Origin of the sequence: Agreia sp. Leaf283, from assembly GCF_001422485.1 — a bacterium.
Lineage (GTDB): Bacteria > Actinomycetota > Actinomycetes > Actinomycetales > Microbacteriaceae > Agreia.
In genome coordinates this window covers 289622-311821 of the sequence record NZ_LMNF01000002.1, presented here as the reverse complement: position 1 = coordinate 311821, position 22200 = coordinate 289622, and the positions used below count along the sequence as shown (strand labels likewise).

Here is a 22200-nt window from a genome sequence, read left to right as displayed (position 1 = left end):
TGGCTTTCGTGCAAACTAACGCCGCCGATTTGGTTTTATCAATCTCCTCAGAAGTGGATGGGCATGGCAACTGATTACGACGCTCCGCGCAAGAACGACGACGATTCGGAGTCGATTGAAGCGCTCAAAGAGCGCGTTCCAGACAAGATGTCTGGTGTCGTAGATGTTGACGACGCCGACAACCCCGGTGGCTTCGAGCTGCCTGGAGCCGACCTTTCCGATCTCGACCTCGATGTCGTCGTCCTGCCTCCGCAGGCCGACGAGTTCACCTGCGTCAACTGCTTCCTCGTGAAGCACCGTTCGCAGATCGATCACGAAGAGAAACTCGGCCCCATCTGCGTGGAGTGCGCCGCCTGACGACAGCGCGCACCACGCATGGCCGCCGCCTGCTAGGCAGACAGGGCGGCCTTCAACCCCTCGGGATTCCGGGACGACACGAGCCAGTACGGCGTCGGGTCGTCCGGATCCTCGAGGGGTATTTTTACGACCGGATCGACCCAGCCGCGCAGGCAGAGCCACGCCCGCGCATCCAATCGCTGACCGCGCTGGAGCGTGGCGGCATCACCCCTGAAGATGGCCGGGGTGCCGAGCAGGCCGACGGGGATGCGCGCCTTGCCCGCCGTGAACGTGCCGTCCTTCACCTCGATGACGGGGGCGAGCACGACGAAGATTCCTGAGAGTCCTCCGAAGAGCACGGCGGCCGCGACGACTCCCGCGACGATGTTGACCGGAGCGAGCACGAGGATGCTGGCCGGGATGACGAGTGCGGTGGCGAGGTAGATCCAGATTGAGGGCCAGAGCCGCTCACGATACGAAGACATGCTCCTATTCGACCAGACAAACTGCACTACCCTCGACTTCGTGACCCAGTCAGTCGAAGTACTCATCCAGGCCGCCGACGTTCCCGAGTATTCGCACCCCGGTGACGCGGGCGCCGATCTCACATCGACCGAGGCCCTCACCCTCGCCCCGGGCGAACGACGACTCGTCGGCACCGGCGTGAGTATCGCCCTGCCCGACGGCTTCGCTGCATTCGTGGTTCCCCGCAGCGGGCTCGCCGCGAAGCACGGCATCACGATCGTCAATTCCCCGGGCACGGTCGACGCCGGATACCGGGGCGAGATCAAGGTGGCCCTTCTGAATACCGACAGCACCGTGCCGTACGATATCGGCGTCGGGGATCGTATCGCCCAGCTCATCGTCATGCCCGTCACGCGGGCCGTATTCATTCCCGTCGACACCCTTCCCGGCAGCGACAGGGGAGCGGGAGGCTTCGGTTCGACCGGCTACTCGTCACCTCTCGCAGCAGGCGGGCCTGTCACACCCGAACTACAAGGAGAGAACGCATGAGCGATCTGCAAAAGCCGAACGCCGACGGAGTCGACTCGGCGATCGATGACCTCGAGGACGAGCAGCCTCTCGATTCCAAGTCGGCGCCGGAGAATCGCGCAGAAGAGGGCCCGTTCGACGCGGACGAGGCCAACCCCGCCAGGCCGTATGTCGACCTCGGCGGACTCAAGATCCTTCCCCGCGAGGGTCTCCACCTCAGACTCGAGGTCGAAGAGGGAACGAATCGGGTCGTGGCCGTCGGGCTCGACTACGCCGGTTCGACGCTGCAGGTACAGGCGTTCGCCGCACCCCGGTCGACCGGACTGTGGCACGAGATCCGGGCTCAGATCGAGGACCAGATCATCAAGCAGGGCGGCACGAGCACCGCGCGCGAGGGTACGTTCGGACCCGAACTGGTGGGCGAGGTGCCCGTCGCCGCCGGCGCGACGGCCGACGCGTCATCGTCACGCCTGGCCCGCTTCGTCGGTGTCGACGGACCCCGGTGGTTCCTTCGCGGTGTCATCGCGGGCGACGCGTTGACCAACCCCGCCGCCGAACTCGCGATCGAAGAACTCTTCCGCAGCGTCGTGGTGGTTCGTGGATCTCAGCCGATGCCTCCGCGCGACCTCATTCCCCTGAGCATGCCGAAGACGGCGGCGACGGCCCCGCCCACCACGAGCGCCTGATGTCCGAGCCGCAGTCCGACGACCGCGCTCCGGCCCCCAGCCTGTCGCAGACTTTCGCCGACGCAGCCAGGCGGGCCGGCATCGGACAGGTCACGCCGGGGGAGACCCCGACGGCCGCGTCGTTGCTGCGCGCCATCGGCGGGGTGCGCGGGCTGATCGAATCGCTGCTGCCCGGGCTCGCTTTCCTCGTCATCTACACGATCACGGGCGACCTGACCCCCAGCGTCGTCGCCCCCGTCATCGTGGCGGTCGTGTTCATCGTCGTGCGGGCCATCACGCGGAGTCCGGTGATGCCGGCGGTCACCGGCCTTCTGGGCGTGGCCGTGTCGGCAGCTCTCGCACTGTTCACCGGCCGGGCGGAGGACAACTTCCTGCCGGGCCTCATCATCAATGCGGTCAGCCTCGTCGTTCTGCTCGTGTCGATCATCGCCCGGTGGCCCCTGATCGGCGTGATCGTGGGGCTTCTCACAGGCGACACCACCGGGTGGCGCTCCGATCGGGCGAAGTTCCGCGTCGTCCTCGTGGCGACCTGGTGCTGGGTCGGGCTGTTCGCGCTGCGTCTCGGCGTGGAGGGGCCCCTGTATCTGGCGGGCAATGCGGCGGCTCTCGGCTCCGTCAAGCTGATTCTCGGCGTTCCTCTCTATGCGGCGATGCTGTGGGTGACCTGGCTCCTGGTACGAACGGCCTTCGGACACAGCAAGGCGTCGGTGGACACCCGCGACTGATCGCCGTCGGCGGCGCTCCCAGGTGCTACCATTTATCTTGACGTCAAGATACATTGCGGACTCTCCACGGAGCCCGACCCCGCCGACGCGGTTAGGCAAGCCTTGCTAGCCCTCACACGTTCTCCGGGGCAAAGATTGACTTCAGGACTGCGAAGGAGAAGGCGACGTGTCGAAAGTCAACAGCTTTGGATCGAAAGATCAACTGAAGGTGGGGGATGACTCGTACGAGGTCTACCGCATCGACAAGGTTCCGGGATACGAGAAGCTCCCGTTCAGCCTGAAGGTTCTTCTCGAGAACCTCCTCCGCACCGAGGATGGCGGAAACATCACGGCGGAGCACATCAACGCCCTGGGCAACTGGGTTCCCACGTCGGAGCCCGACACGGAGATCCAGTTCACGCCTGCCCGCGTCGTGATGCAGGACTTCACCGGCGTTCCCTGCATCGTCGACCTCGCCACCATGCGCGAGGCGGTGGGCAGCCTCGGCGGCGATCCGACGAAGATCAATCCCCTCGCCCCGGCCGAGATGGTCATCGACCACTCGGTGATCGCCGATCTGTTCGGCTCCGACGACGCACTGGAGCGCAACGTCGAGCTCGAGTACGAGCGCAACGGTGAGCGCTACCAGTTCCTGCGCTGGGGCCAGACGGCCTTCGACGACTTCAAGGTCGTGCCGCCCGGAACGGGCATCGTGCACCAGGTCAACATCGAGTACCTGGCGCGCGTCACGATGACGCGCGAGGTCGACGGAGTGCTGCGCGCCTACCCCGACACCTGCGTCGGCACCGACTCGCACACCACGATGGTCAACGGCCTCGGGGTGCTCGGCTGGGGCGTGGGCGGTATCGAGGCCGAGGCCGCGATGCTCGGACAGCCCGTGTCGATGCTCATCCCCAAGGTCGTCGGCTTCAAGCTCTCGGGCGCGATTCCCATGGGCGTGACCGCGACCGACGTGGTGCTCACCATCACGCAGATGCTGCGCAAGCACGGAGTCGTCGGCAAGTTCGTCGAGTTCTACGGCGCCGGAGTCGCCGAGGTGCCCCTCGCCAACAGGGCGACGATCGGCAACATGAGCCCGGAGTTCGGTTCCACCGCGGCCATGTTCCCCATCGATGACGTGACCCTCGACTACCTGCGCCTTACAGGCCGCAGCGAGGAGCAGGTCAAGCTCGTCGAGGCCTACTCCAAGCTCCAGACCCTGTGGCACGACCCGAGTGTCGAGCCGGTCTTCAGCGAGTACCTCGAACTCGACCTTGCCACCGTGGTGCCCTCGATCGCCGGCCCCAAGCGCCCGCAGGACCGCATCGAGCTCAGCGAGTCGAAGAGCCAGTTCGAGCACGACCTCAACGACTACGCCCGCGTCGAGCACGACATCGTCGACCTCATCGGCACGGGATCCTTCCCGGCCTCCGACCCGGGAGAGCTCTCTCCTGAGGATGCGGAACCGGCACATGCGCACAGCCACTCGCATGCCAGCCACGCGCCCAAGACGGCATCCAAGCCCACCTCGGTGTCACTCGGAGACGGCACGAACTTCACCCTCGACCACGGAGCGGTCGCCATCGCGGCCATCACGTCGTGCACCAACACGTCGAACCCGTCGGTCATGCTCGCGGCGGGCCTCCTGGCGCGCAACGCCAGCCAGAAGGGCCTCAAGGCGAAGCCGTGGGTCAAGACCACGCTCGCTCCCGGGTCGAAGGTCGTCACCGACTACTACGCGAAGGCCGGCCTCACGAGCTACCTCGAAGACCTCGGCTTCTACACCGTCGGCTACGGCTGCACGACGTGCATCGGGAACTCCGGCCCCCTGCTCGACGAGATCTCCTCCGCGGTGCAGGACAACGACCTCGCCGTCACGGCGGTCCTCTCCGGAAACCGCAACTTCGAAGGACGCATCAACCCCGACGTCAAAATGAACTACCTGGCGTCCCCGCCGCTGGTCATCGCGTACGCACTCGCCGGGTCGATGAACTTCGACTTCGAGACGGATGCCCTCGGCACGGACACCGACGGCAACGACGTGTTCCTGAAGGACATCTGGCCCGATGCGGCCGAGGTGCAGTCGACCATCGACTCGTCGATCGACACCGACATGTTCCAGCACGAGTACGCCGGCGTCTTCGACGGCGACGAGCGCTGGCGCTCGCTTCCCACCCCCGAGGGCGCGACGTTCGAGTGGGACTCCGAGTCGACGTACGTGCGCAAGCCCCCGTACTTCGACGGCATGACCATGGAGACGACCCCGGTCACCGACATCGTCGGTGCCCGCGTGCTGGCCAAGCTCGGCGACTCCGTGACCACCGACCACATCAGCCCCGCCGGCTCCATCAAGGGCGACAGCCCCGCCGGCCGCTACCTCGACGAGCACGGTGTCGGCCGCAAGGACTACAACTCCTACGGATCGCGCCGAGGAAACCACGAGGTCATGATCCGCGGAACCTTCGCGAACATCCGGCTCAAGAACCAGCTCCTCGACGGCGTGGAGGGCGGCTACACCCGCGACTTCACGCAGCCCGACGGACCGCAGTCGTTCATCTACGACGCAGCCCAGAACTACGCGGCGGCCTCGACGCCCCTCGTGATCTTCGGCGGCAAGGAGTACGGCTCCGGATCGTCGCGCGACTGGGCGGCGAAGGGCACGAGCCTCCTCGGAGTCAAGGCCGTGATCACGGAGAGCTTCGAGCGCATCCACCGGTCGAACCTCATCGGCATGGGAGTTGTGCCGCTGCAGTTCCCCGCGGGCGAGTCCTGGGCGTCGCTCGGCCTCGACGGCACGGAGATCGTGAGCATCGCGGGTATCGAGCAGCTCAACGAGGGCGTCACGCCGCGCACCGTCCGGGTGACCGCTTCCCCCAGCGACCAGTCGCCCGAAGGAAAGCAGACGGTCGAATTCGACGCCGTCGTGCGCATCGACACCCCCGGCGAGGCGGACTACTACCGCAATGGCGGCATCCTGCAGTACGTGCTGCGCAGCCTCGTAGCCTGATCCGAAGGAGCGCCCCCGATGGATGCCGCATAGCATCCCGGGGGCGCTCCGTCGTTCCCGAGGGCGGTCGAAGCGATCCGTCATAGACTCGGATGAGGGGTCGACCGGCCCTGCACCGAATGGAAAGGCCGTCTGCATGAGCCTGCTGGAGAACATCTCGGGTCCCCGGGACCTCGACGCTCTCACCCAGGAGCAACTCGTCGAGCTCGCGGCCGAGATCCGCCAGTTCCTGGTCGCCGAGGTATCGAAGACCGGGGGACACCTCGGACCGAACCTCGGTGTCGTCGAGACGACCCTGGCCATCCATCGCGTGTTCGACTCACCCCGCGACGCGATCGTCTTCGATACCGGGCACCAGTCGTACGTTCACAAGCTCCTGACGGGGCGTCAGGACTTCTCACGTCTTCGCCAGCAGGGCGGGCTCGCCGGCTACCCACAGCGTTCGGAGAGCGTGCACGACGTGGTCGAGAGCTCGCACGCCTCGAGCTCGCTCTCGTGGGCCGACGGAATCTCGCGCGCCTTCGAGATGACCGGGCAGAACGACCGGCACGTGATCGCCGTCGTCGGCGACGGGGCACTGACGGGCGGCATGACCTGGGAGGCGCTGAACAACATCAGCGACGACAACACCCGCAAGCTCGTCATCGTCGTGAACGACAACGGCCGCTCCTATGCGCCCACCATCGGCGGCATGGCGCGCTACCTGAACTCGGTGCGCACGAACACCAAATACCGCAACCTCCACCAGTCGTCGCGGCAGCTCTTCGACCGCTTCGGCGGACCTGGCCGGGCCATCTACCGCGGCATCCGCGGCGGCACGCACGGCTTCCTCAGCCGGTTCTCGAACAACGAGGCCCTGTACTCCAACCTCGACATCAAGTACATCGGCCCGATCCACGGGCACGACCTCCAGGCGATGGAGGAGGCCCTTCTCCAGGCCAAGCGCTACGCGCAGCCGGTGATCGTGCACGCGATCACCGAGAAGGGTCGCGGCTACGAGCCCGCCCTGAGCGACATCGCCGACCAGTTCCACGCCGTGGGGCAGATCGATCCCGAGACCGGTGAGGCGCTCGGAGGCCCGAGTGCTCCGTCGTGGACCGGTGTCTTCAGCGATGAGATCGTGGCCCTGGCCGAGAAGGATCCGACCATCGTCGGCATCACCGCCGCCATGCTGCGCCCGACCGGCCTGCACAAGCTCGCCGAGAGGTTCCCGTCGCGCGTCTTCGACGTGGGCATCGCCGAGCAGCACGCCGTCACCTCGGCCGCGGGCCTGGCCTTCGGCGGTCTGCACCCCGTGGTCGCCGTCTACGCGACATTCATCAACCGGGCATTCGACCAGGTGCTCATGGATGTCGCGCTGCACCGTGCCGGCGTGACCTTCGTTCTCGACAGGGCCGGTGTCACAGGGCCCGACGGGCCGAGCCACCACGGCATGTGGGACCTCGCCATCCTGCAGGTCGTGCCCAACATCCGCCTGAGCGCTCCTCGCGACGCGGAGCGGCTCCGAGAGGAGCTGGGCGAGGCCGTCGCCGTCTCCGACGGGCCGACGGTCGTGCGTTTCCCCAAGGGAAGCGTGGGCGAGGAGATCGCCGCCGTGCGTCGTCTCGACGACGGCGTCGACGTGCTGGTCGAGCACGAGCGCAAGGATGTTCTGATCGTGACCGTGGGACCGATGGCGACGACCGGCCTCGAGGTGGCCGAGCGGCTGGCGGCACAGGGCATCGGCTCGACCGTGATCGACCCTCGCTGGGTGGTTCCCGTTCCGCGCAGCGTGCTCGACCTCGCCGCGGAACACCGCATCGTGATCTCGATAGAAGACGGCATCCGTGTCGGCGGCGTCGGCACACGCATCCGGCAGGACCTGCGCGAGGCCGGCATCGACACCGCGGTGACCGAGCTGGGCCTGCCCGACGAGTTCCTCGACCACGCGGAGCGCGCGCAGATTCTGGAGCGCGTGGGACTGACCCCCCAGCACATCGCGCGCGATGTCGTGGCGCAGGTTCTGGGCAGCAAGATTCCGATCGCCCGCCCGCTCGAGGGCGAGAACGAGGACGAGCGCCGGATCACCCGCTAGGCGTCGCGAGACCCCTCGACGGCATAGGTGAGCTCGACGGCGCCCTGAGGCAGCGCAACAGACGAGACCAGCTCGAGCTCGAGTTGATCGACGACGGGAAGCAGTCGAACGCCGGAGCCGAGCACGACCGGCATCATCGTGACGATGACCATGCTCAGCAGGCCCGCCTCGGCGAACTGGGCCGCGACGTCTCCGCCGCCCACGACCCAGACGGCACGGTCGCCTGACAGGGCGGCCAGCTCGGCCGCGACGGCATCGATGTCGCCGCTCAGAAACCGGATGTCGGCACCCGCGACGGCGACGGGAAGGTCGCGACGCGTGAGCACCACGGTGGGCACGGAATAGGGCCACTCGCTCATGCCTTCGGAGAGCATGAACTCGTAGGTGCGCGAACCCATGACGATCGCGCCGACGCCGGCCAGAAACCGCTGGTAGCCCTCGTCGAAGTCGGCCGTGCCGAAGCGCAGGAGCCAGTCGATGCGGTTGTCGGAGTCGGCGATGAAACCGTCGAGGGAGCTCGCCACGTAGTACTGGATGGTCATTCCATCAGACTAGGACGAGCCCCCGACAGCGCTCCGGTCAGTCGGTGCCGACGATCGGCGGGTGGTGGAACGTGTCGCCGAAGACCCGCTCGCTCGCTCCGACGCGATCGAGGTACGGGGTCGCTCCGCCCATCTGGAACGGATACCCCGCCCCGAGGATGAGGCACAGGTCGATGTCCTCTGCCGCGTGCACGACGTCGTCATCGAGCATGCGCTTGATCTCGTCGGCCAGTCCGTCTTCGACCCTGCGCAGGAGCTCGGCCTCCGTGAGGGCGGTTCCTCCCGGACCTCCGTCTGCGACGATCTTGACCGCAGTCTTGTCGAAGCCCTTGATCGCACCCTTGGAATCTCGATCGAAGATCTTGCCGTGCTCTGCCAGCTTGTGCAGGTTGGGGCTCTCGAAGAACCGATCGGGGAAGGCCGAGTGGTGGGTGTCGAGCACGTGCGCTCCCACCTTCAGCCCCACCAGCTCGAGCAGTTCGAACGGCGTCATCGGCAGACCGAACGGCTTGAGGGCGTTATCGACCACCTCGAACGGGGTTCCGGTGTCGACGGCGTGCATCGCCTCTCCGAGCAGCTTCGCCAGAATGCGGTTCACGACGAATCCGGGAGTGTCCCTCGTGATGACGGCGTTCTTGCGCAGCTTGGCGGCCGTGACCATGGCCGTACTGAGCGTGGCCTCATCGGTCGACGGCGTGTTGACGACCTCGATGAGCGGCATCACGGCGACGGGGTTGAAGAAGTGGAAGCCGACGAGGCGCTCGGGGTGTGCCAGCTTCGCACCGATCTGCTCGACCGACAGCGACGAGGTGTTGGTGGCGAGCACCGCGGTGTCCGACACGTACTTCTCGACGTCGGCGAAGACATCCTGCTTGACACCGAGCTCCTCGAAGACCGCCTCGATCACCCAGTCGGCGTCGGCGAAGTCGGCCTTGTCGGTGGTGCCCGAGACCAGGGCGCTGAGCCGGTTGGCCTCGTCCGACCCGATTCGACCCTTGTCTTTGAGCGCGGTGATCTCATCGCGAATGTAGGACAGGCCCTTGTCGACCCTGGCCTGGTCGAGGTCGGTGATCACGACGGGAACGCGCAGTCGACGGACGAACAGCAGGGCGAACTGGCTGGCCATGAGCCCGGCGCCGATGACGCCGACCTTGGTCACGGGCTTGGCCAGTGCCTTGTCGGGCGCGCCTGCGGGCCGCTTGGCCCTCTTCTGCACCAGGTTGAAGGCATAGATGCTCGCGCGGAACTGGTCGCCGGAGATGAGGTCGGCCAGTGCGTCGTCCTCCCGCGCGAACCCCTCTTCCGCCGATCCGGACTTCGCGGCCTTGAGCAGGTCGAGCGCAGCATAGGGGGACGCGGCGACCGATCCGATCTTGGACTCGAGCATCTTGCGCGCGATCGAGATGGCGGCGTCCCACTTGACGAGGCGCTCGAGCTTTCCCGGCGCGTTCGGACGCTTGACGCTGATACGGGCCGCGAGAACCTCGTCGGCCCACACGAGGGACTGCTCGAGATACGACGCCGGCCCGAAGATGGCATCCGCTATACCGAGGTCGAACGCCTGCTGGCCCTTGAGCGTGCGGTTGTTCTTCAGCGGGTTCTCGACGACGACCTTGAGCGCGTTCTCGATGCCGATGAGGTTCGGAAGCAGGTAGGCGCCGCCCCATCCGGGGATGATGCCCAGGAAGACCTCGGGGAGGGCGAGGGCGGGGATCGAGGAGTCGATGGTGCGGTAGTCGGCGGCGAGGGCCACCTCGACCCCGCCTCCCAGCGCCAGCCCGTTGATGAACGCGAACGTCGGAACGCCGATCGTGGCCATCTTGCCGAAGGTGAAGTGCCCGAGCTGGGCCATCTGCTTCGCGAGCTCGCGGCTCGGGATGTCGCTGACCTTCGAGAGGTCGGCGCCCGCCGCGAGGATGTACGGCTTGCCCGTGACGGCGACGGCCTGGATCTCACCGGCGGCAGCCCTCACGGCCAACGCGTCGAGTGCGGCGCCGTACTCGAGGAGCGAGTTGGGGCCGAGCGTCGACGGACGGGTGTGGTCGCGATCGTTGTCGAGCGTGATCAGGGCGAGTACCTTGCCGCTCGGCAGAGGAATGTCTCGCACGTAGGAGTGGGTGACGACTTCGTCGGCCGAGAGAGCGGCCAGGCCGGAGAAATCGATTGTCGAGTAGTCGGTCATCGCTTCGCTGCCTTCGCCTTCTTGTTGTAGTGCGGGTTCTCCCAGATGACGGTCCCACCCTGTCCGAGACCGATGCACATGGCGGTGAGGCCGTAGCGCACCTCGGGGTGCTCCTCGAACTGGCGCGCGAGCTGGTTCATCAGCCGCACTCCGGAGGAGGCGAGCGGGTGGCCGATCGCTATGGCGCCACCGTATTCGTTGACCCGGGGGTCGTCGTCGTCGATGCCGAAGTGGTCGAGGAACGAGAGCACCTGCACCGCGAACGCCTCGTTCAGCTCGAAGAGTCCGATGTCGGTGATGCTCAGTCCGGCCTTGCGGAGTGCCTTCTCGGTCGACGGTACGGGTCCGATTCCCATGATCTCGGGCTCGACACCGGCGAAGGCGAAGCTGACGAGCCTCATCTTGGTCGTGAGGCCCAGCTCCTTGGCCGTCGCACCGCTCGCGAGGAGGCAGGCGGTCGCCCCGTCGTTGAGTCCCGACGAGTTTCCCGCGGTCACGCGCCCGTGCGGCCTGAACGGCGTCCGCAGCCCGGCGAGGCCTTCCATCGTGGTCTCGGGGCGGGGTGCCTCATCGCGGGTGGCGAGACCCCAGCCGGCGGCGCTGCGCGTGGCGACGGGAATGAGGTCGGGCTGGATCTTGCCCGCCTCGTACGCAGCGGCGACCTTCTGCTGGCTGCGAAGCGCATAACGGTCGGAGCGCTCCTTCGTGAGAGAGGGGAAGCGATCGTGGATGCGCTCCGCCGTCGACCCCATGTTGAGCGCCTCCTCGGAGACGAGCTTCTCCGCGAGGAAGCGGGGGTTGGGGTCTGCATTGAATCCCATCGGGTGCCGGCCCATGTGTTCGACGCCGCCGGCGATGGCGAGGTCGTAGGCTCCGAATCCGATTCCACTGCCCAGCGTCGTGACGCTCGTCATCGCGCCGGCACACATGCGGTCGATCGCGAATCCGGGCACCGATTGGGGGAGCCCGGCGAGCAGCGCCGCGGTGCGGCCAAGAGTGAGCCCCTGGTCGCCCTGCTGAGTCGTAGCCGCGATGGCCACCTCGTCGATGCGGTCCTTGGGCACAGCTGGATTTCTCTCGAGCAGCCCGATGATCGCTTTCACGACAAGATCATCGGCACGGGTCTGCCAGTACATGCCCTTTTCGCCCGCACGCCCGAAGGGTGTGCGCACTCCGTCCACAAATACGACTTCGGCTATTTCGGCCACTTTGCCTCCTTCTGGTTGAGAACCGAGACGATCCTAGGCCGGGGCTTTTGAGCCGCCGAAATCCTTTGACTCTTCCTACGACGAGGCTTCGGACTCGTTCTCTGCCTTTTGGTGGGCATCGACAAAGGCTTGAGCGATCGGCTGTGCAGTTAGTTCAAGCTGCCAGGGTCGCGCTCCCAGCTCGGAGAGCGAGGCGGCGATGCCCTCAGCCGTCAGCGGCTCGGGCGGTGTCCACGCGATTCGACGCAGGATCTCGGGGGTCAGGAGGTTCTCGACGGGGATGTTGACGAACTCGGACAACTCCAGAAGGGAGGCACGGGCCGCCTTCAGCCGAGCATCGGCCTCGGGGTTCCGGTCGGCCCAGCTGCGCGGCGGAGGCAGTGTGTCCTCGCTTCGACGGTTCACGGGAAGGTCGGTGGCGGTCTTGCCCTCCTCGAGGGCAGCCCACCAACGGTCGATCTCCGTGCGGCTCGCCCGCCCGGAGAACTCCTTCAGGGCCGCGAGCTCGCGTTTGGACTCGGGCAGCACCCGCGCCGCCGCGACGAGGCTGGAATCGGGCACGAGCCGGCCGGGCGACACGTCGATCTCCCGCGCGAGCGCGTCCCTGGCCATCCAGAGCGCTCGAGCAACCGCCACGTTGCGGGGATTGCGCAGCGAATGCACTCCGGTGAGTCTGCGCCAGGGCTCGGCCGCGACGGGCTTCGGCTCCTTCGCCCTGGTGGCCTCGAACTCCTGCGCGGCGATCACGGCCTTCGAGTTCTCGATCAGGAGCTCGGCGAGCTTGTCACGCAGATCGGGCAGCAGCTCCACATCGAGTGCGGCGTATTCGAGCCAGGACTCGGGAAGCGGGCGGCGGGACCAGTCGGCTGCCGAATGCTCCTTCTTGAGGTGGATCCCGAGGAACTCCTCGACGACGCTGCCGAGGCCGACCCGGGGGATGCCCAGCAGTCGCGCGGCGAGTTCGGTGTCGAAGATGACCCGCGGGTCGAGTCCGACCTCCCTGAGGCAGGCCAGGTCCTGGCTTGCGGCGTGGAGGATCCACTCCTCTCGTGAGATCGCGTCGTTCAGCTCGGCGAAGGAGCCGATCGCCGGGGGATCGAAGAGGAAGCTTCCGGCACCGCGCCGGTACAACTGGATGAGGTACGCGCGCTGAGAGAACTTGAACCCGGATGCCCGCTCCGCGTCGACCGCGATCGGCCCGTACCCCGCCGCGATCTTCTCGACGGCGTCGAGATAGGCCTCCCGCGTGTCGATGACCGTGAGGGCCAGCGTCCGCGGCGTCGGCTCGGCCGGCGCTGGCGTCGTCTCGACGTCGGAGGTGGACTCGCCGTCTTCAGTCAGATTGTCGTCAGTCACGCCCGAAGCGCCTCGCATTCAATTGGGTGACTCCGTCGACCGCTGGGGGAAGACCGGCGAGCATGCAGAGCAGTTCCCCCCAGCCTTCCACATGGGCCGTCACGTCGTGATCGTGCGGGGTCCAGGATGCGCGGAGCTCGATCTGCGCACCGTCGCCCTGCGACTTCAATTCACCGAATCCGCTCGAGATGATCTTGGTGGCGGTGCCGGACGCCGCGGAGTACCGCGCGCCTCGCGTATCGAGCGCGTCGACCAGCCACGACCAGGTCACGTCGGCCAGGAACGGGTCGAGACCGATGTCGGTCTCGAGCGGCGCCTGCGCGAAGCAGACCACCCGGAACGCTCCGCCCCAGGCCTCGGGTTCGTCGGGATCGTGCAGGAGGATGAACCGGCCCGTGCCGAGCTCGGAGTCGGAACCGTGCCGCTCCGGGTTGACATCGGCCGCGAGGGCGAGCGAATAGGGTGCGAGGTTGGCCGGCGAGGGAATCTCATTCATCACGAGTTCCGGGCGGGTCACAGCCGCACGAACCGCTGCCACGGCAGCCTCGAAGGCTGCGGGGAGTTCGGGCGTGGTTGGAGTGTCGGACACGTCTGCAGACTAGAGTTTCCCGCATGCTGCGCGCCGCAGGCACGCCGACGAGGCCCGTTGCGGGTGCCGTTCGCTCGAATTCCGCAGCGCCCGACACGGAAGACGAGAACGCATGACCGCACCATCCCCGCATCGTCCTGTTCCAGCCTGGGCCGTCGTGGCCATCACGGCGGGGGCGCTTGCCGCAGCCGCGGCGGCGGCGGGCGCGGTTCTCACGGCGCTCGTCTCCCGGTCTGTCGTCGTGCCGCCGCGGCATCCTGCGGAGGACGCGCGGATCGAATCGGTCGACGTCGAGGCCGGAACCATCGCGCTCCAGGCCACCGCCGACACCCTGCTTCCCGGCCGCTACAGCATGTGGTTCGACCGCAACGGCGGTCACGCGCGCATCGGCGAGATCATCTCGGTGGCGGACGGCCTGGTCACCCGATCGCTGCTGGAAGTGGACTACGGCGACATCGAGACGGCGAGGACCGGGCGCATCAGCGGCTGGTACCACCTGCACCCGCGCGAGTTCCCGTTCCCCTATCGCGACGTCTCCATCGCCACGCCGCTCGGCGACGCGCCAGCCTGGCTCATCCCCGCCTCCGACCCCGAGTCCACCCGCTGGGTCATCCAGGTGCACGGCCGCGCAGTGCGTCGCGGCGAGACGCTCCGCGCGAACAGGGTATTCCACGAGAGCGGCTACACCTCCCTGCTCGTGTCGTACCGCAACGACGGGGATGCGCCGCGCAGCGCGGACGGACGGTTCCGGTTGGGCGAGACGGAGTGGGAGGACGTCGACGCGGCGCTCTCCTATGCCGTGAACGCCGGTGCGACGAGTGTGGTCCTCATGGGCTGGTCGATGGGAGGCGCCACCGTGCTGCAGGTCGCCACCCGCTCATCGATGCGACACGTGATCGACGGCATCGTGCTCGATTCGCCCGTGATCGACTGGCACGAGACGCTCCGCTACCGCAGCACGCAGCTGCACATACCCCGACCCGTGCAGAACGCCGCCCTGGCCACGCTGACGCACGACTGGGGCAACGTCGCGACCGGGCTGCAGACATCCGTCGATCTCGATCGGCTCGACTTCGTGACCCGCAGCGGCGACCTGGAGACCCGCACCCTGCTTCTGCACAGCGACGACGACGGCTACGTGTCGAGTTCGTCGAGCAGGCGGCTCGCCGAGCTCCGACCCGACATCGTGACGTTCGTCCCGTTCTCGATCGCCCGGCACGTGAAGCTCTGGAACTACGACCCGGAGCGCTGGACCGAATCGATCAGGGCCTGGCTCGCGCGGCTCTGACTCAGTGCGTTCGTTCGCGCACCTGACGCTTGATGCGCGCGAGCATGGCCGTCATTCCGCGGATACGAAGCGGAGAGACCGCGGCCGTGAGTCCGAGCATGCTCGGATAGTCGTCTGCGAGCTCGAGCACCTGCGAGGCGGGCAGCCCCTCGATGCCCTGCACGAGGATCGACGCGAAGCCCCTGGTCGTGGGCGCCTCCGGGGGAGCGGTCGCGAACAGGTGCACAGCGCCCTCCGCATCGACCTCGACGACGATGAAGATGGGTGACTGGCACTCCTCCACGCGCTCGAAGAGGTCGGGGTGGTCGCGGTAGCGCTCGGGCAGCTCGGGCAGCTCGTTCGAGAACTCGAGCAGCAGCTGCAGCCGCTCCTTGACCTCCAGTCCGAGGAAGTCGTCGCGGATCTCCGCGAGGGAGTCGGGAAGTTCTGTCGCATCCATGTCAGTGAAATTATGACCCACGAGTGCGGGGCCTAGCGCGCCGGCGCCTCTCCCGGCTCCGCGCCCGTGGTGATCGGAACGCGCACGGCACTTCCCCACTCGGTCCACGACCCGTCGTAGTTGCGCACGCCCTCGAACCCCAGGAGGTGGGTGAGCACGAACCAGGTGTGGCTCGACCGCTCGCCGATGCGGCAGTAGGCGATGATGTCGTCGCCGTCGACGAGGCCTGCGCCCTGCCGGTAGATCTCGTCCAATTCCTCGATCGCGCGGAATCGGCCGTCGGCTGCGGCAGCGCGCGCCCAGGGCACGTTCTGCGCGGTGGGAATGTGCCCGGCCCGCAGCGCACCCTCCTCTGGATATGCGGGAGCCGTGGTGCGCTCTCCAGAGAATTCCTCCGGTGAACGCACATCGATCAGCGGGTTGCCGAAATGCTCGAGCACGTCGTCTTTGAAGGCACGGATGGCCGCGTCGTCGCGGTCGACGACGGGGTAGGAGGCGGGCGCGACCTCGACCTCGTCGGTCGTGACGGCCCTGCCCTCGGCGATCCAGGCATCCCGGCCGCCGTCGAGCAGGCGAACGTCGGTGTGGCCGAACAGGGTGAACACCCAGAGGGCGTACGCGGCCCACCAGTTGTTCTTGTCGCCGTAGATGACGACCGTGCTGTCCCTGGAGATACCCTTCGATGACGCCAGAGCGGCGAACTGCTCACCCGAGATGTAGTCCCGCACGACCGGATCGTTGAGGTCGGTGTGCCAGTCGACCTTGACGGCTGTCGGAATGTGCCCGGTCTCGTAGAGGAGCACGTCCTCGTCGGACTCCACGACCACGAGCCCGGGTTCGCCCAGGTGCTGCTGAAGCCAGTCGGTGCTCACGAGACGCTCCGGATGCGCGAAAGCGGCGAAGCGGGGCGACGGATCGGCGGCGACGGCCATGGGGTTCCTCCTGGGAGTGCACGCGGACGGCGGGCCGTCCGGCGGGGTGTTCGCGGTTTAGTCTGGAGAGACGTGTCTCCCTCTCGAATCTATGCCGTTCCGGTGGTCGTTCTCCCGGAAATGTCTCCGTTCGACACAAACTCACCGGAAGAGCTTCCCCATGGCGTCATCGCTCCCGACCACACTCGTTCGACTCGTCGACCGCGCGCCGAGCCTGTCCGGAGCTGAGATGGCCGCGGTGCTGGTGCCGCCGCGCCAATTCGACGGTGCCTCGTTCGATTCCTACCGGCCCGACCCCGAGTACCCCTCGCAGACGGAGGCGCTCGAGATCGTGCGCACCTTCTCCGCTTCGTGGGCCTCGACCGGTCGCACCGGAGGCTTCTTCTCTCGCCAGAAGAAGGCGGCGCCGGGGCCGAGCGGCATCTATCTCGATGGCGGCTTCGGCGTGGGCAAGACCCACCTCCTGGCGGCCCTCTGGCATGCTGCGCCGGGGCCCAAGTACTTCGGCACCTTCATCGAGTACACGGCGATCGTGGGCGCGATGGGGTACGCCGCGGCAGTGAAGCTGTTCACCGGCGCCAAGCTCATCGCCATCGACGAGTTCGAGCTCGACGACCCGGGCGACACGATGATGATGACGCGCCTGCTCGGCGAGCTGAGCGCATCCGGCACCCGCCTCGCGGCCACTAGCAACACGCCGCCCAACGCGCTGGGGGAGGGACGCTTCGCCGCCGCCGACTTCCTGCGCGAGATCCAGTCGCTGTCCGACCGGTTCGACACCGTGAGGATCGACGGGCTCGACTACCGCCGGAGGGACATCGAGGGGCACGCCCGAGTGATCGGCGAGGCAGAGATCGACGACGCCGTCTCCGCGGTCATCGAGAAGAGCTCGCCCGGGTCGGTCTCACGCGACGACTTCAGCGATCTCGTCTCGCACCTCGGCACCATCCACCCGTCGAAGTTCGTGAAGCTGCTCGACGGCATCGAGGCCATCGTGCTCGACCGTGTGGTGCCGCTGCACAGCCAGACCGACGCGCTGCGGTTCGTCGCGTTCATCGACCGTGTCTACGACGCGCAGGTTCCCATCCTCGCCACGGGCAGCCCTCTCGACGAGGTGTTCGCCGGCGACATGATGGCGGGCGGGTATCGCAAGAAGTACCTTCGCTCGGTATCGCGACTCATCGCATCCACCCAGGCCTGAGGCCGCGGGGCGAGTTCGCAGTCATCTCTGCGCTCATCGCCAGTCACGCGAAACACAGTTGTTACATTTCAGCCATGAGCGTTACGCCCCGGAAACATTGGGGCGCATGTTTTGAAACTTCTTCACACGATAGTTGGGCATACCCGAGTGAGGCGCGCGCGCTGGTTCCCTCCTAACAGCACCCCCGTTCGTCATCATCTCTCGGTGCACTTTTGCAACAACTAAGAGAGGTAAATTCAATGGAGCTGGACCAGGGCAATACCGCCTTTTTGCTCATAGCAGCGGCCCTCGTACTTCTGATGACGCCAGGTCTCGCGTTCTTCTACGGAGGACTCGTCAAGGCCAAGAGCGTGATCAGCATGATGATGCTGAGCTTCGGGGCCATGGGGCTCATCGGCGTTCTCTGGGTGCTGTACGGGTACGCCATCGCCTTCTCGAACGGGGGCGTCGGAAACTACGTCGGCATCGACGGCTTCATCGGAATCGACCTCGACCAGCTCGGTCTGAACGGAGTCTTCGCGACGGCGAGCGACGGTGACGCCGCGTTCCCGGCCATCGCCTTCGCCGCGTTCCAGGCCACCTTCGCGATCATCACGGTCGCCCTCATCTCGGGCGCCATCGCCGACCGCGCCAAGTTCGGCGCCTGGATGATCTTCGCCGGTGTCTGGGCGACGGTCGTCTACTTCCCCGTCGCCAGCTGGGTGTTCAACTTCACCCTCGGCGACGAGGGTGTGGTCGACGGCGGTTTCATCGCGTACAACCTCGGCGTGATCGACTTCGCCGGTGGTACCGCGGTGCACATCAACGCCGGTGCTGCAGCCCTGGCCCTGGCGCTCGTCCTCGGCAAGCGCGTGAACTTCGCCAAGGGAATCCACAAGCCGCACAACCCTCCCTTCGTGCTCCTCGGCGCCGGCCTCCTCTGGTTCGGCTGGTTCGGCTTCAACGCCGGTAGCGAGCTCGCTGCCGACGGCATCGCCGCCATCGCCTTCCTCAACACGATCGCCGCTCCCGCCGCCGCCATCCTCGGCTGGCTCGTCGTCGAGAAGATCAAGGACGGCAAGCCCACCTCCGTCGGTGCCGCATCGGGTGCGGTCGCCGGTCTGGTCGCGATCACCCCGGCCTGTGCAGCGCTGTCGCCCTTCTGGGCCATCGTTCTCGGTATCGTCGCCGGTGCCGTCTGTGCACTCGCCATCGACCTGAAGTTCAAGCTCGGCTTCGACGACTCCCTCGACGTCGTGGGCATCCACCTCGTCGGTGGTGTCATCGGTACCCTCTACATCGGCCTCCTGGGCGAGGGTGTCGGCCTGTTCTTCGGTGCCGGCCCGGCCCAGCTCGGTGTGCAGGCCCTCTCGGCCCTCATCGTGATGGTCTACTCCTTCGTGCTCTCCTACGTCATCGCCCTCATCATCGAGAAGACGATGGGCTTCCGCGTCAAGAACGAAGACGAGATCGCCGGTATCGACACGGTGGTTCACGGCGAAGAGGGCTACATCCTCCTCGAAGAGACCCGCTGACCTCTCCGCATCACTGACACAGCCAAGAACGGCGTGTCACTCCCACAGGAGTGACACGCCGTTCTTCGTTGTACCGGGACCTCGTTGTACGGAGGAGGCCTAGGACTTCTTCGTGGCCGTGCGGTTCTCGGCGGAGACCATCCAGGCGTACTGCTCGAGCTTCTCGATGATGCCGTGCAGGATGTCGGCGCTCGTGGGGTCGGCCTCGTCGACCTCGTCGTGCACGTCGCGCATGGTTCCCACCACGGCCTCGAGGCGAACGGTGATCAGATCGACGGTCTCGGCCGTGTCGACCTCGCCGTTCGGGTACTCGGGCAGCGTGGTCGTGGCCGAGACGGTGTCGCTGCGCCCGTCGGGAACCGCGTGCAGTGCCCGGAGACGCTCGGCGACCGTGTCGCTGAACTCCCGGGCGGCGTCGATGATCTCGTCGAGCTGCAGATGGAGGTCGCGGAAGTTCTTGCCCACGACGTTCCAGTGCGCCTGCTTGCCCTGGAGGTGAAGCTCGATCAGGTCGACCAGCACCTTCTGCATGCTGTCGGTCAGCGACTTCGAGGCCTTGAAGCCACGCTCCGCATTCTGGCGTCGGGTGCTTTTGGCTCCCGCGTCACTGGGGGCTTCGGTCGGACGTTCGATTGTGGTTGTCATGGTCTCCACGATAGGCACCGCCGCCGACACCCGTCAGCGGGTTGCATCACCATCGAAGTCGTGCTGGGATACGTCGCCTTCAGTCGAGCCCGGAGAGCTCCTCGATCGTGATCGCGGCGTTGACCAGGGCGAGATGGCTCAGCGCCTGCGGCAGATTGCCGAGGAACGACAGGTCGTCGGGGTCGATCATCTCGGAGAAGATCCCGACGTCGTTCGACAGCGCGATCATGGCGTCCATCTGGGCGACGGACTCCGCGGTGCGACCCACGCAGGCGAGGGCGGAGGCCAGCCAGAACGAGCAGGCCACGAACGCGCCCTCCTCAGCCTCGGCTCCCGAGTAGCGGTAGAGGAGGGGCCCGCGGCCCAGCTCCGCCTGCAGGGCGTCGATGGTGCTCGACATCCTGTCGCCGCGATCGAATCCGCTGGGCCCGTGCAGCAGCACCGAGGCGTCGAGCTCGTCCGATCCGGGGTAGGCGACATAGCTCTGCAGCTCGTCGGACCAGCAGTTCGCCTCGATCCAGTCCCTGATGTGACCGCGCTCGGCGATCCAGCGGGCCGAGTCGCCCGGGATCTGGCCCTTCTCGCACAACTCGACCGCGGCATCCAGAGCCTGCCAGCAGCCCATCTTCGAGGAGGTGTAGTGCTGCTCGTCCTCGAGTTCCCACATGCCCGCGTCGCGCTGACGCCACGCGTCGCATGCGCGATCCGCAACCGATGCGAGGAGCCGGCCCGTCTCGGCATCCAGAACGTTGCCGGCCGAGACATAGAGCCTCATGACGTCGAACAGGTCGCCGTAGACACCCAGCTGCAACTGGCCGCTCGCCGGGTTGCCCGTCACGACGGGCCCGGCGCCGTTCCATCCGGGGGCGTCGTGCTTCGTCACTCCCGACGGCAGCGAGCCGTCGAGCCGGTAGAAGATGTGCAGTTCGGGGCCGTTCTGCCTGATGGTGGTGAGCAGCCAGGCCACGGCGGCGTGGGTCTCTTCGCGCAGCCCGAATCGGATGAGCGCGTGCAGCGTGTACGCGACGTCGCGCACCCAGGCGAAGCGGTAGTCCCAGTTCTTGCCGCCTCGCGGGTTCTCGGGCAGGGATGTCGTGCCCGCGGCCGCGATGGCGCCCGTCGGACTGTAGATGAGCAGCTTCAGGGCCAGGGCGCTCCTGTGCACGTCGAGGGACCAGGGGCCGTCATAGCTGAACTCCCGCGACCAGAACTGCCAGTTCTCGATCGTGCGGTCGATGCCTCGGTCGACGTTGGCCGCATCGGGAAGGTGCAGCGGTTCGTTCGCTGTGCCCACGACGGTGATCACGTGACGAGAGCCCTTCTCCGTGGTGAAGGAACCGGCGAACGCGGCGTCCCCTCCTCCGCGCGGACCATGGCTGACGCCGCGCACGGCGATCGTCACCCCGTCGACCCGGATGACGGGTCCGTGCGTGGTGGCCTGTTTCCAGGGCGAGGCCGTCGACAGGCAGGTTCCCGGGGCCACCCGCCAACGGAACCGCACGCTGCCCGAGGCGCCGTCGACGCGCCGGGCGATCTCCGTCCACGGCAGCCTTCCGGCGATCCCCGTCACGAGAGCATCGGTGAGGACCGCGACGCCCGACTCGGTCGTGAAGGTGGTCTCGAGCACGTTGGTGCCGTCGATGTAGCGCCTCGACACGGTGAAGTCCTCGACCGGGGCCAGCTCGATGGCTCCGCCGTCCTGCGCGTCGAGCAGCCGTGCGAAGACGGGCGTGGTGTCCATACCGGGCATGGGCATCCAGTCGACGCCCCCGTCTTCGGCGATCACGGCGATCGTTCGGCCGTCTCCGATGACACCGTAGGAGCGAAGGGGGACAGTGCCGTCGATACGAATCGTCATTCGATCTGTCTACCAGCGACGCCGCCGAGCGCCCCGGGGCTTGACGACGCTGTACGCTCAGCGACATGAGACTCGTGGGATTGACGGCGGTCGTGCGCAGCATCCTGGCCGTGTTCGGTTCGGGCACGACGACGAGGTCGCGGCCGACCGTCGACCGACGTCCGGCCGCCCGAGGCCCTGCCGGATCGAACGGTCGCCGCGCATCCGATCTCTCTTCGGCGACGTCGCCGGGACGCACCGGACCCGAGGCCACCATCGAGGTGCCGGCGGCAGCGCTCGCACGAACCCGGGTCGAGTACGATCCCCGGGTCGACGCGGAGCCCGACCCGGGCGAGGTCGTCTGGACCTGGGTGCCTTACGAGGAGAACGACGGCAGGGGCAAGGATCGGCCCGTGCTCATCGTGTCCCGCGACACGCCGCAATCCGTCCTGGCGCTCCAGCTCACGAGCAAGCCCCACGACGACGACTCCCGGCACTTCGTTTTCGTCGGCGCCGGCCCGTGGGATTCGCAGGGGCGACCGAGCTGGGCGAGGCTCGATCGTGTGTTCCGCGTGTTCGAATCGGGCATGCGCCGCGAAGCATCCTCCGTGAGCCCTACCCAGTTCGCCGCGATCTCGACGGCGCTCAAGGGCCGCCGCTCGTAATT

The 22200-nt window shown here is 67.0% G+C and carries 20 protein-coding genes; 10 read left to right on the top strand and 10 right to left on the bottom strand.

Going from position 1 to position 22200, the window contains the following annotated elements; genetic code table 11:
* Positions 1–63: 63 nt before the first annotated feature.
* A complete protein-coding gene (locus ASF51_RS10410) occupies positions 64–357 on the top strand; it encodes a DUF4193 domain-containing protein (protein ID WP_055928962.1) in 294 nt (97 codons plus the stop codon).
* 32 nt (positions 358–389) lie between these two features.
* On the opposite strand, the gene ASF51_RS10405 is transcribed toward ASF51_RS10410, so the two are convergent.
* Entirely contained in the window at positions 390–821 is a 432-nt protein-coding gene (locus ASF51_RS10405) for a DUF3093 domain-containing protein (protein WP_055928958.1), read from the bottom strand.
* Positions 822–861: 40 nt separating this feature from the next.
* Between ASF51_RS10405 and dut the strand changes: the two genes are divergently transcribed.
* The 5 genes from dut (at position 862) to dxs (ending at position 7800) form a co-directional block, all read left to right on the top strand.
* Positions 862–1350 carry a dUTP diphosphatase gene (dut, locus tag ASF51_RS10400; protein WP_200926122.1) on the top strand — a complete coding sequence of 163 codons (489 nt, stop codon included), beginning with the start codon at positions 862–864 and terminating at the stop codon, positions 1348–1350.
* Positions 1347–2015, top strand: a complete 669-nt coding sequence (locus tag ASF51_RS10395; protein WP_055928952.1) for a DUF3710 domain-containing protein — start codon at positions 1347–1349, stop codon at positions 2013–2015. The genes dut and ASF51_RS10395 overlap by 4 nt, the downstream gene beginning before the upstream one ends.
* Positions 2015–2740: a DUF3159 domain-containing protein gene (locus ASF51_RS10390; protein WP_055928949.1), complete on the top strand. Its 726-nt coding sequence runs from the start codon at positions 2015–2017 to the stop codon at positions 2738–2740. The genes ASF51_RS10395 and ASF51_RS10390 overlap by 1 nt, the downstream gene beginning before the upstream one ends.
* Positions 2741–2906: 166 nt before the next feature.
* Positions 2907–5726 (top strand): aconitate hydratase, encoded by a 2820-nt coding sequence (locus tag ASF51_RS10385; protein ID WP_055928945.1) that lies wholly within the window; start codon positions 2907–2909, stop codon positions 5724–5726.
* 136 nt (positions 5727–5862) lie between these two features.
* Positions 5863–7800: a 1-deoxy-D-xylulose-5-phosphate synthase gene (gene dxs / locus ASF51_RS10380; RefSeq protein ID WP_055928943.1), complete on the top strand. Its 1938-nt coding sequence runs from the start codon at positions 5863–5865 to the stop codon at positions 7798–7800.
* Here the strand turns inward: dxs and ASF51_RS10375 are convergent.
* The 5 genes from ASF51_RS10375 to ASF51_RS10355 form a co-directional block, all read right to left on the bottom strand.
* Positions 7797–8342, bottom strand: coding sequence for a dihydrofolate reductase family protein (locus ASF51_RS10375; RefSeq protein ID WP_055928939.1), 546 nt, complete (start codon positions 8340–8342; stop codon positions 7797–7799). The genes dxs and ASF51_RS10375 overlap by 4 nt on opposite strands.
* Before the next feature lie 37 nt (positions 8343–8379).
* On the bottom strand, positions 8380–10524 hold the full coding sequence (locus ASF51_RS10370) for a 3-hydroxyacyl-CoA dehydrogenase NAD-binding domain-containing protein (protein WP_055928936.1): 2145 nt from the start codon (positions 10522–10524) through the stop codon (positions 8380–8382).
* Entirely contained in the window at positions 10521–11732 is a 1212-nt protein-coding gene (locus ASF51_RS10365; RefSeq protein WP_055928933.1) for a thiolase family protein, read from the bottom strand. Before ASF51_RS10365 ends, ASF51_RS10370 begins: the two co-directional genes overlap by 4 nt.
* A gap of 75 nt (positions 11733–11807) precedes the next feature.
* Positions 11808–13106: an HRDC domain-containing protein gene (locus tag ASF51_RS10360; RefSeq protein ID WP_055928930.1), complete on the bottom strand. Its 1299-nt coding sequence runs from the start codon at positions 13104–13106 to the stop codon at positions 11808–11810.
* Positions 13081–13677 carry a DUF3000 domain-containing protein gene (locus ASF51_RS10355; RefSeq protein ID WP_055928927.1) on the bottom strand — a complete coding sequence of 199 codons (597 nt, stop codon included), beginning with the start codon at positions 13675–13677 and terminating at the stop codon, positions 13081–13083. The genes ASF51_RS10360 and ASF51_RS10355 overlap by 26 nt, the downstream gene beginning before the upstream one ends.
* Before the next feature lie 112 nt (positions 13678–13789).
* Between ASF51_RS10355 and ASF51_RS10350 the strand changes: the two genes are divergently transcribed.
* Positions 13790–14965, top strand: a complete 1176-nt coding sequence (locus ASF51_RS10350) for a S9 family peptidase (protein WP_082479729.1) — start codon at positions 13790–13792, stop codon at positions 14963–14965.
* 1 nt (position 14966) lies between these two features.
* Here the strand turns inward: ASF51_RS10350 and ASF51_RS10345 are convergent, their stop codons facing one another.
* Positions 14967–15404: a SufE family protein gene (locus tag ASF51_RS10345; protein WP_055928924.1), complete on the bottom strand. Its 438-nt coding sequence runs from the start codon at positions 15402–15404 to the stop codon at positions 14967–14969.
* 32 nt (positions 15405–15436) lie between these two features.
* A complete protein-coding gene (locus ASF51_RS10340; protein WP_055928921.1) occupies positions 15437–16336 on the bottom strand; it encodes a sulfurtransferase in 900 nt (299 codons plus the stop codon).
* A 160-nt stretch (positions 16337–16496) separates the two neighbouring features.
* Here ASF51_RS10340 and zapE point away from each other — a divergent pair, with 160 nt between their 5' ends.
* Entirely contained in the window at positions 16497–17537 is a 1041-nt protein-coding gene (gene zapE, locus ASF51_RS10335) for a cell division protein ZapE (protein WP_055928917.1), read from the top strand.
* Positions 17538–17782: 245 nt separating this feature from the next.
* Positions 17783–19051, top strand: coding sequence for an ammonium transporter (locus ASF51_RS10330; RefSeq protein WP_055930720.1), 1269 nt, complete (start codon positions 17783–17785; stop codon positions 19049–19051).
* 99 nt (positions 19052–19150) lie between these two features.
* Here ASF51_RS10330 and ASF51_RS10325 read toward each other — a convergent pair whose 3' ends face one another.
* Positions 19151–19696, bottom strand: a complete 546-nt coding sequence (locus tag ASF51_RS10325) for a Dps family protein (protein WP_055930717.1) — start codon at positions 19694–19696, stop codon at positions 19151–19153.
* A gap of 79 nt (positions 19697–19775) precedes the next feature.
* A complete protein-coding gene (locus ASF51_RS10320; RefSeq protein WP_055928912.1) occupies positions 19776–21554 on the bottom strand; it encodes a glycoside hydrolase family 15 protein in 1779 nt (592 codons plus the stop codon).
* Between the two features lie 65 nt (positions 21555–21619).
* Between ASF51_RS10320 and ASF51_RS10315 the strand changes: the two genes are divergently transcribed.
* The gene (locus tag ASF51_RS10315) at positions 21620–22198 is read left to right on the top strand and encodes a type II toxin-antitoxin system PemK/MazF family toxin (protein WP_082479728.1); all 579 of its coding nucleotides are present in this window, start codon (positions 21620–21622) and stop codon (positions 22196–22198) included.
* Positions 22199–22200 lie beyond the last annotated feature (2 nt).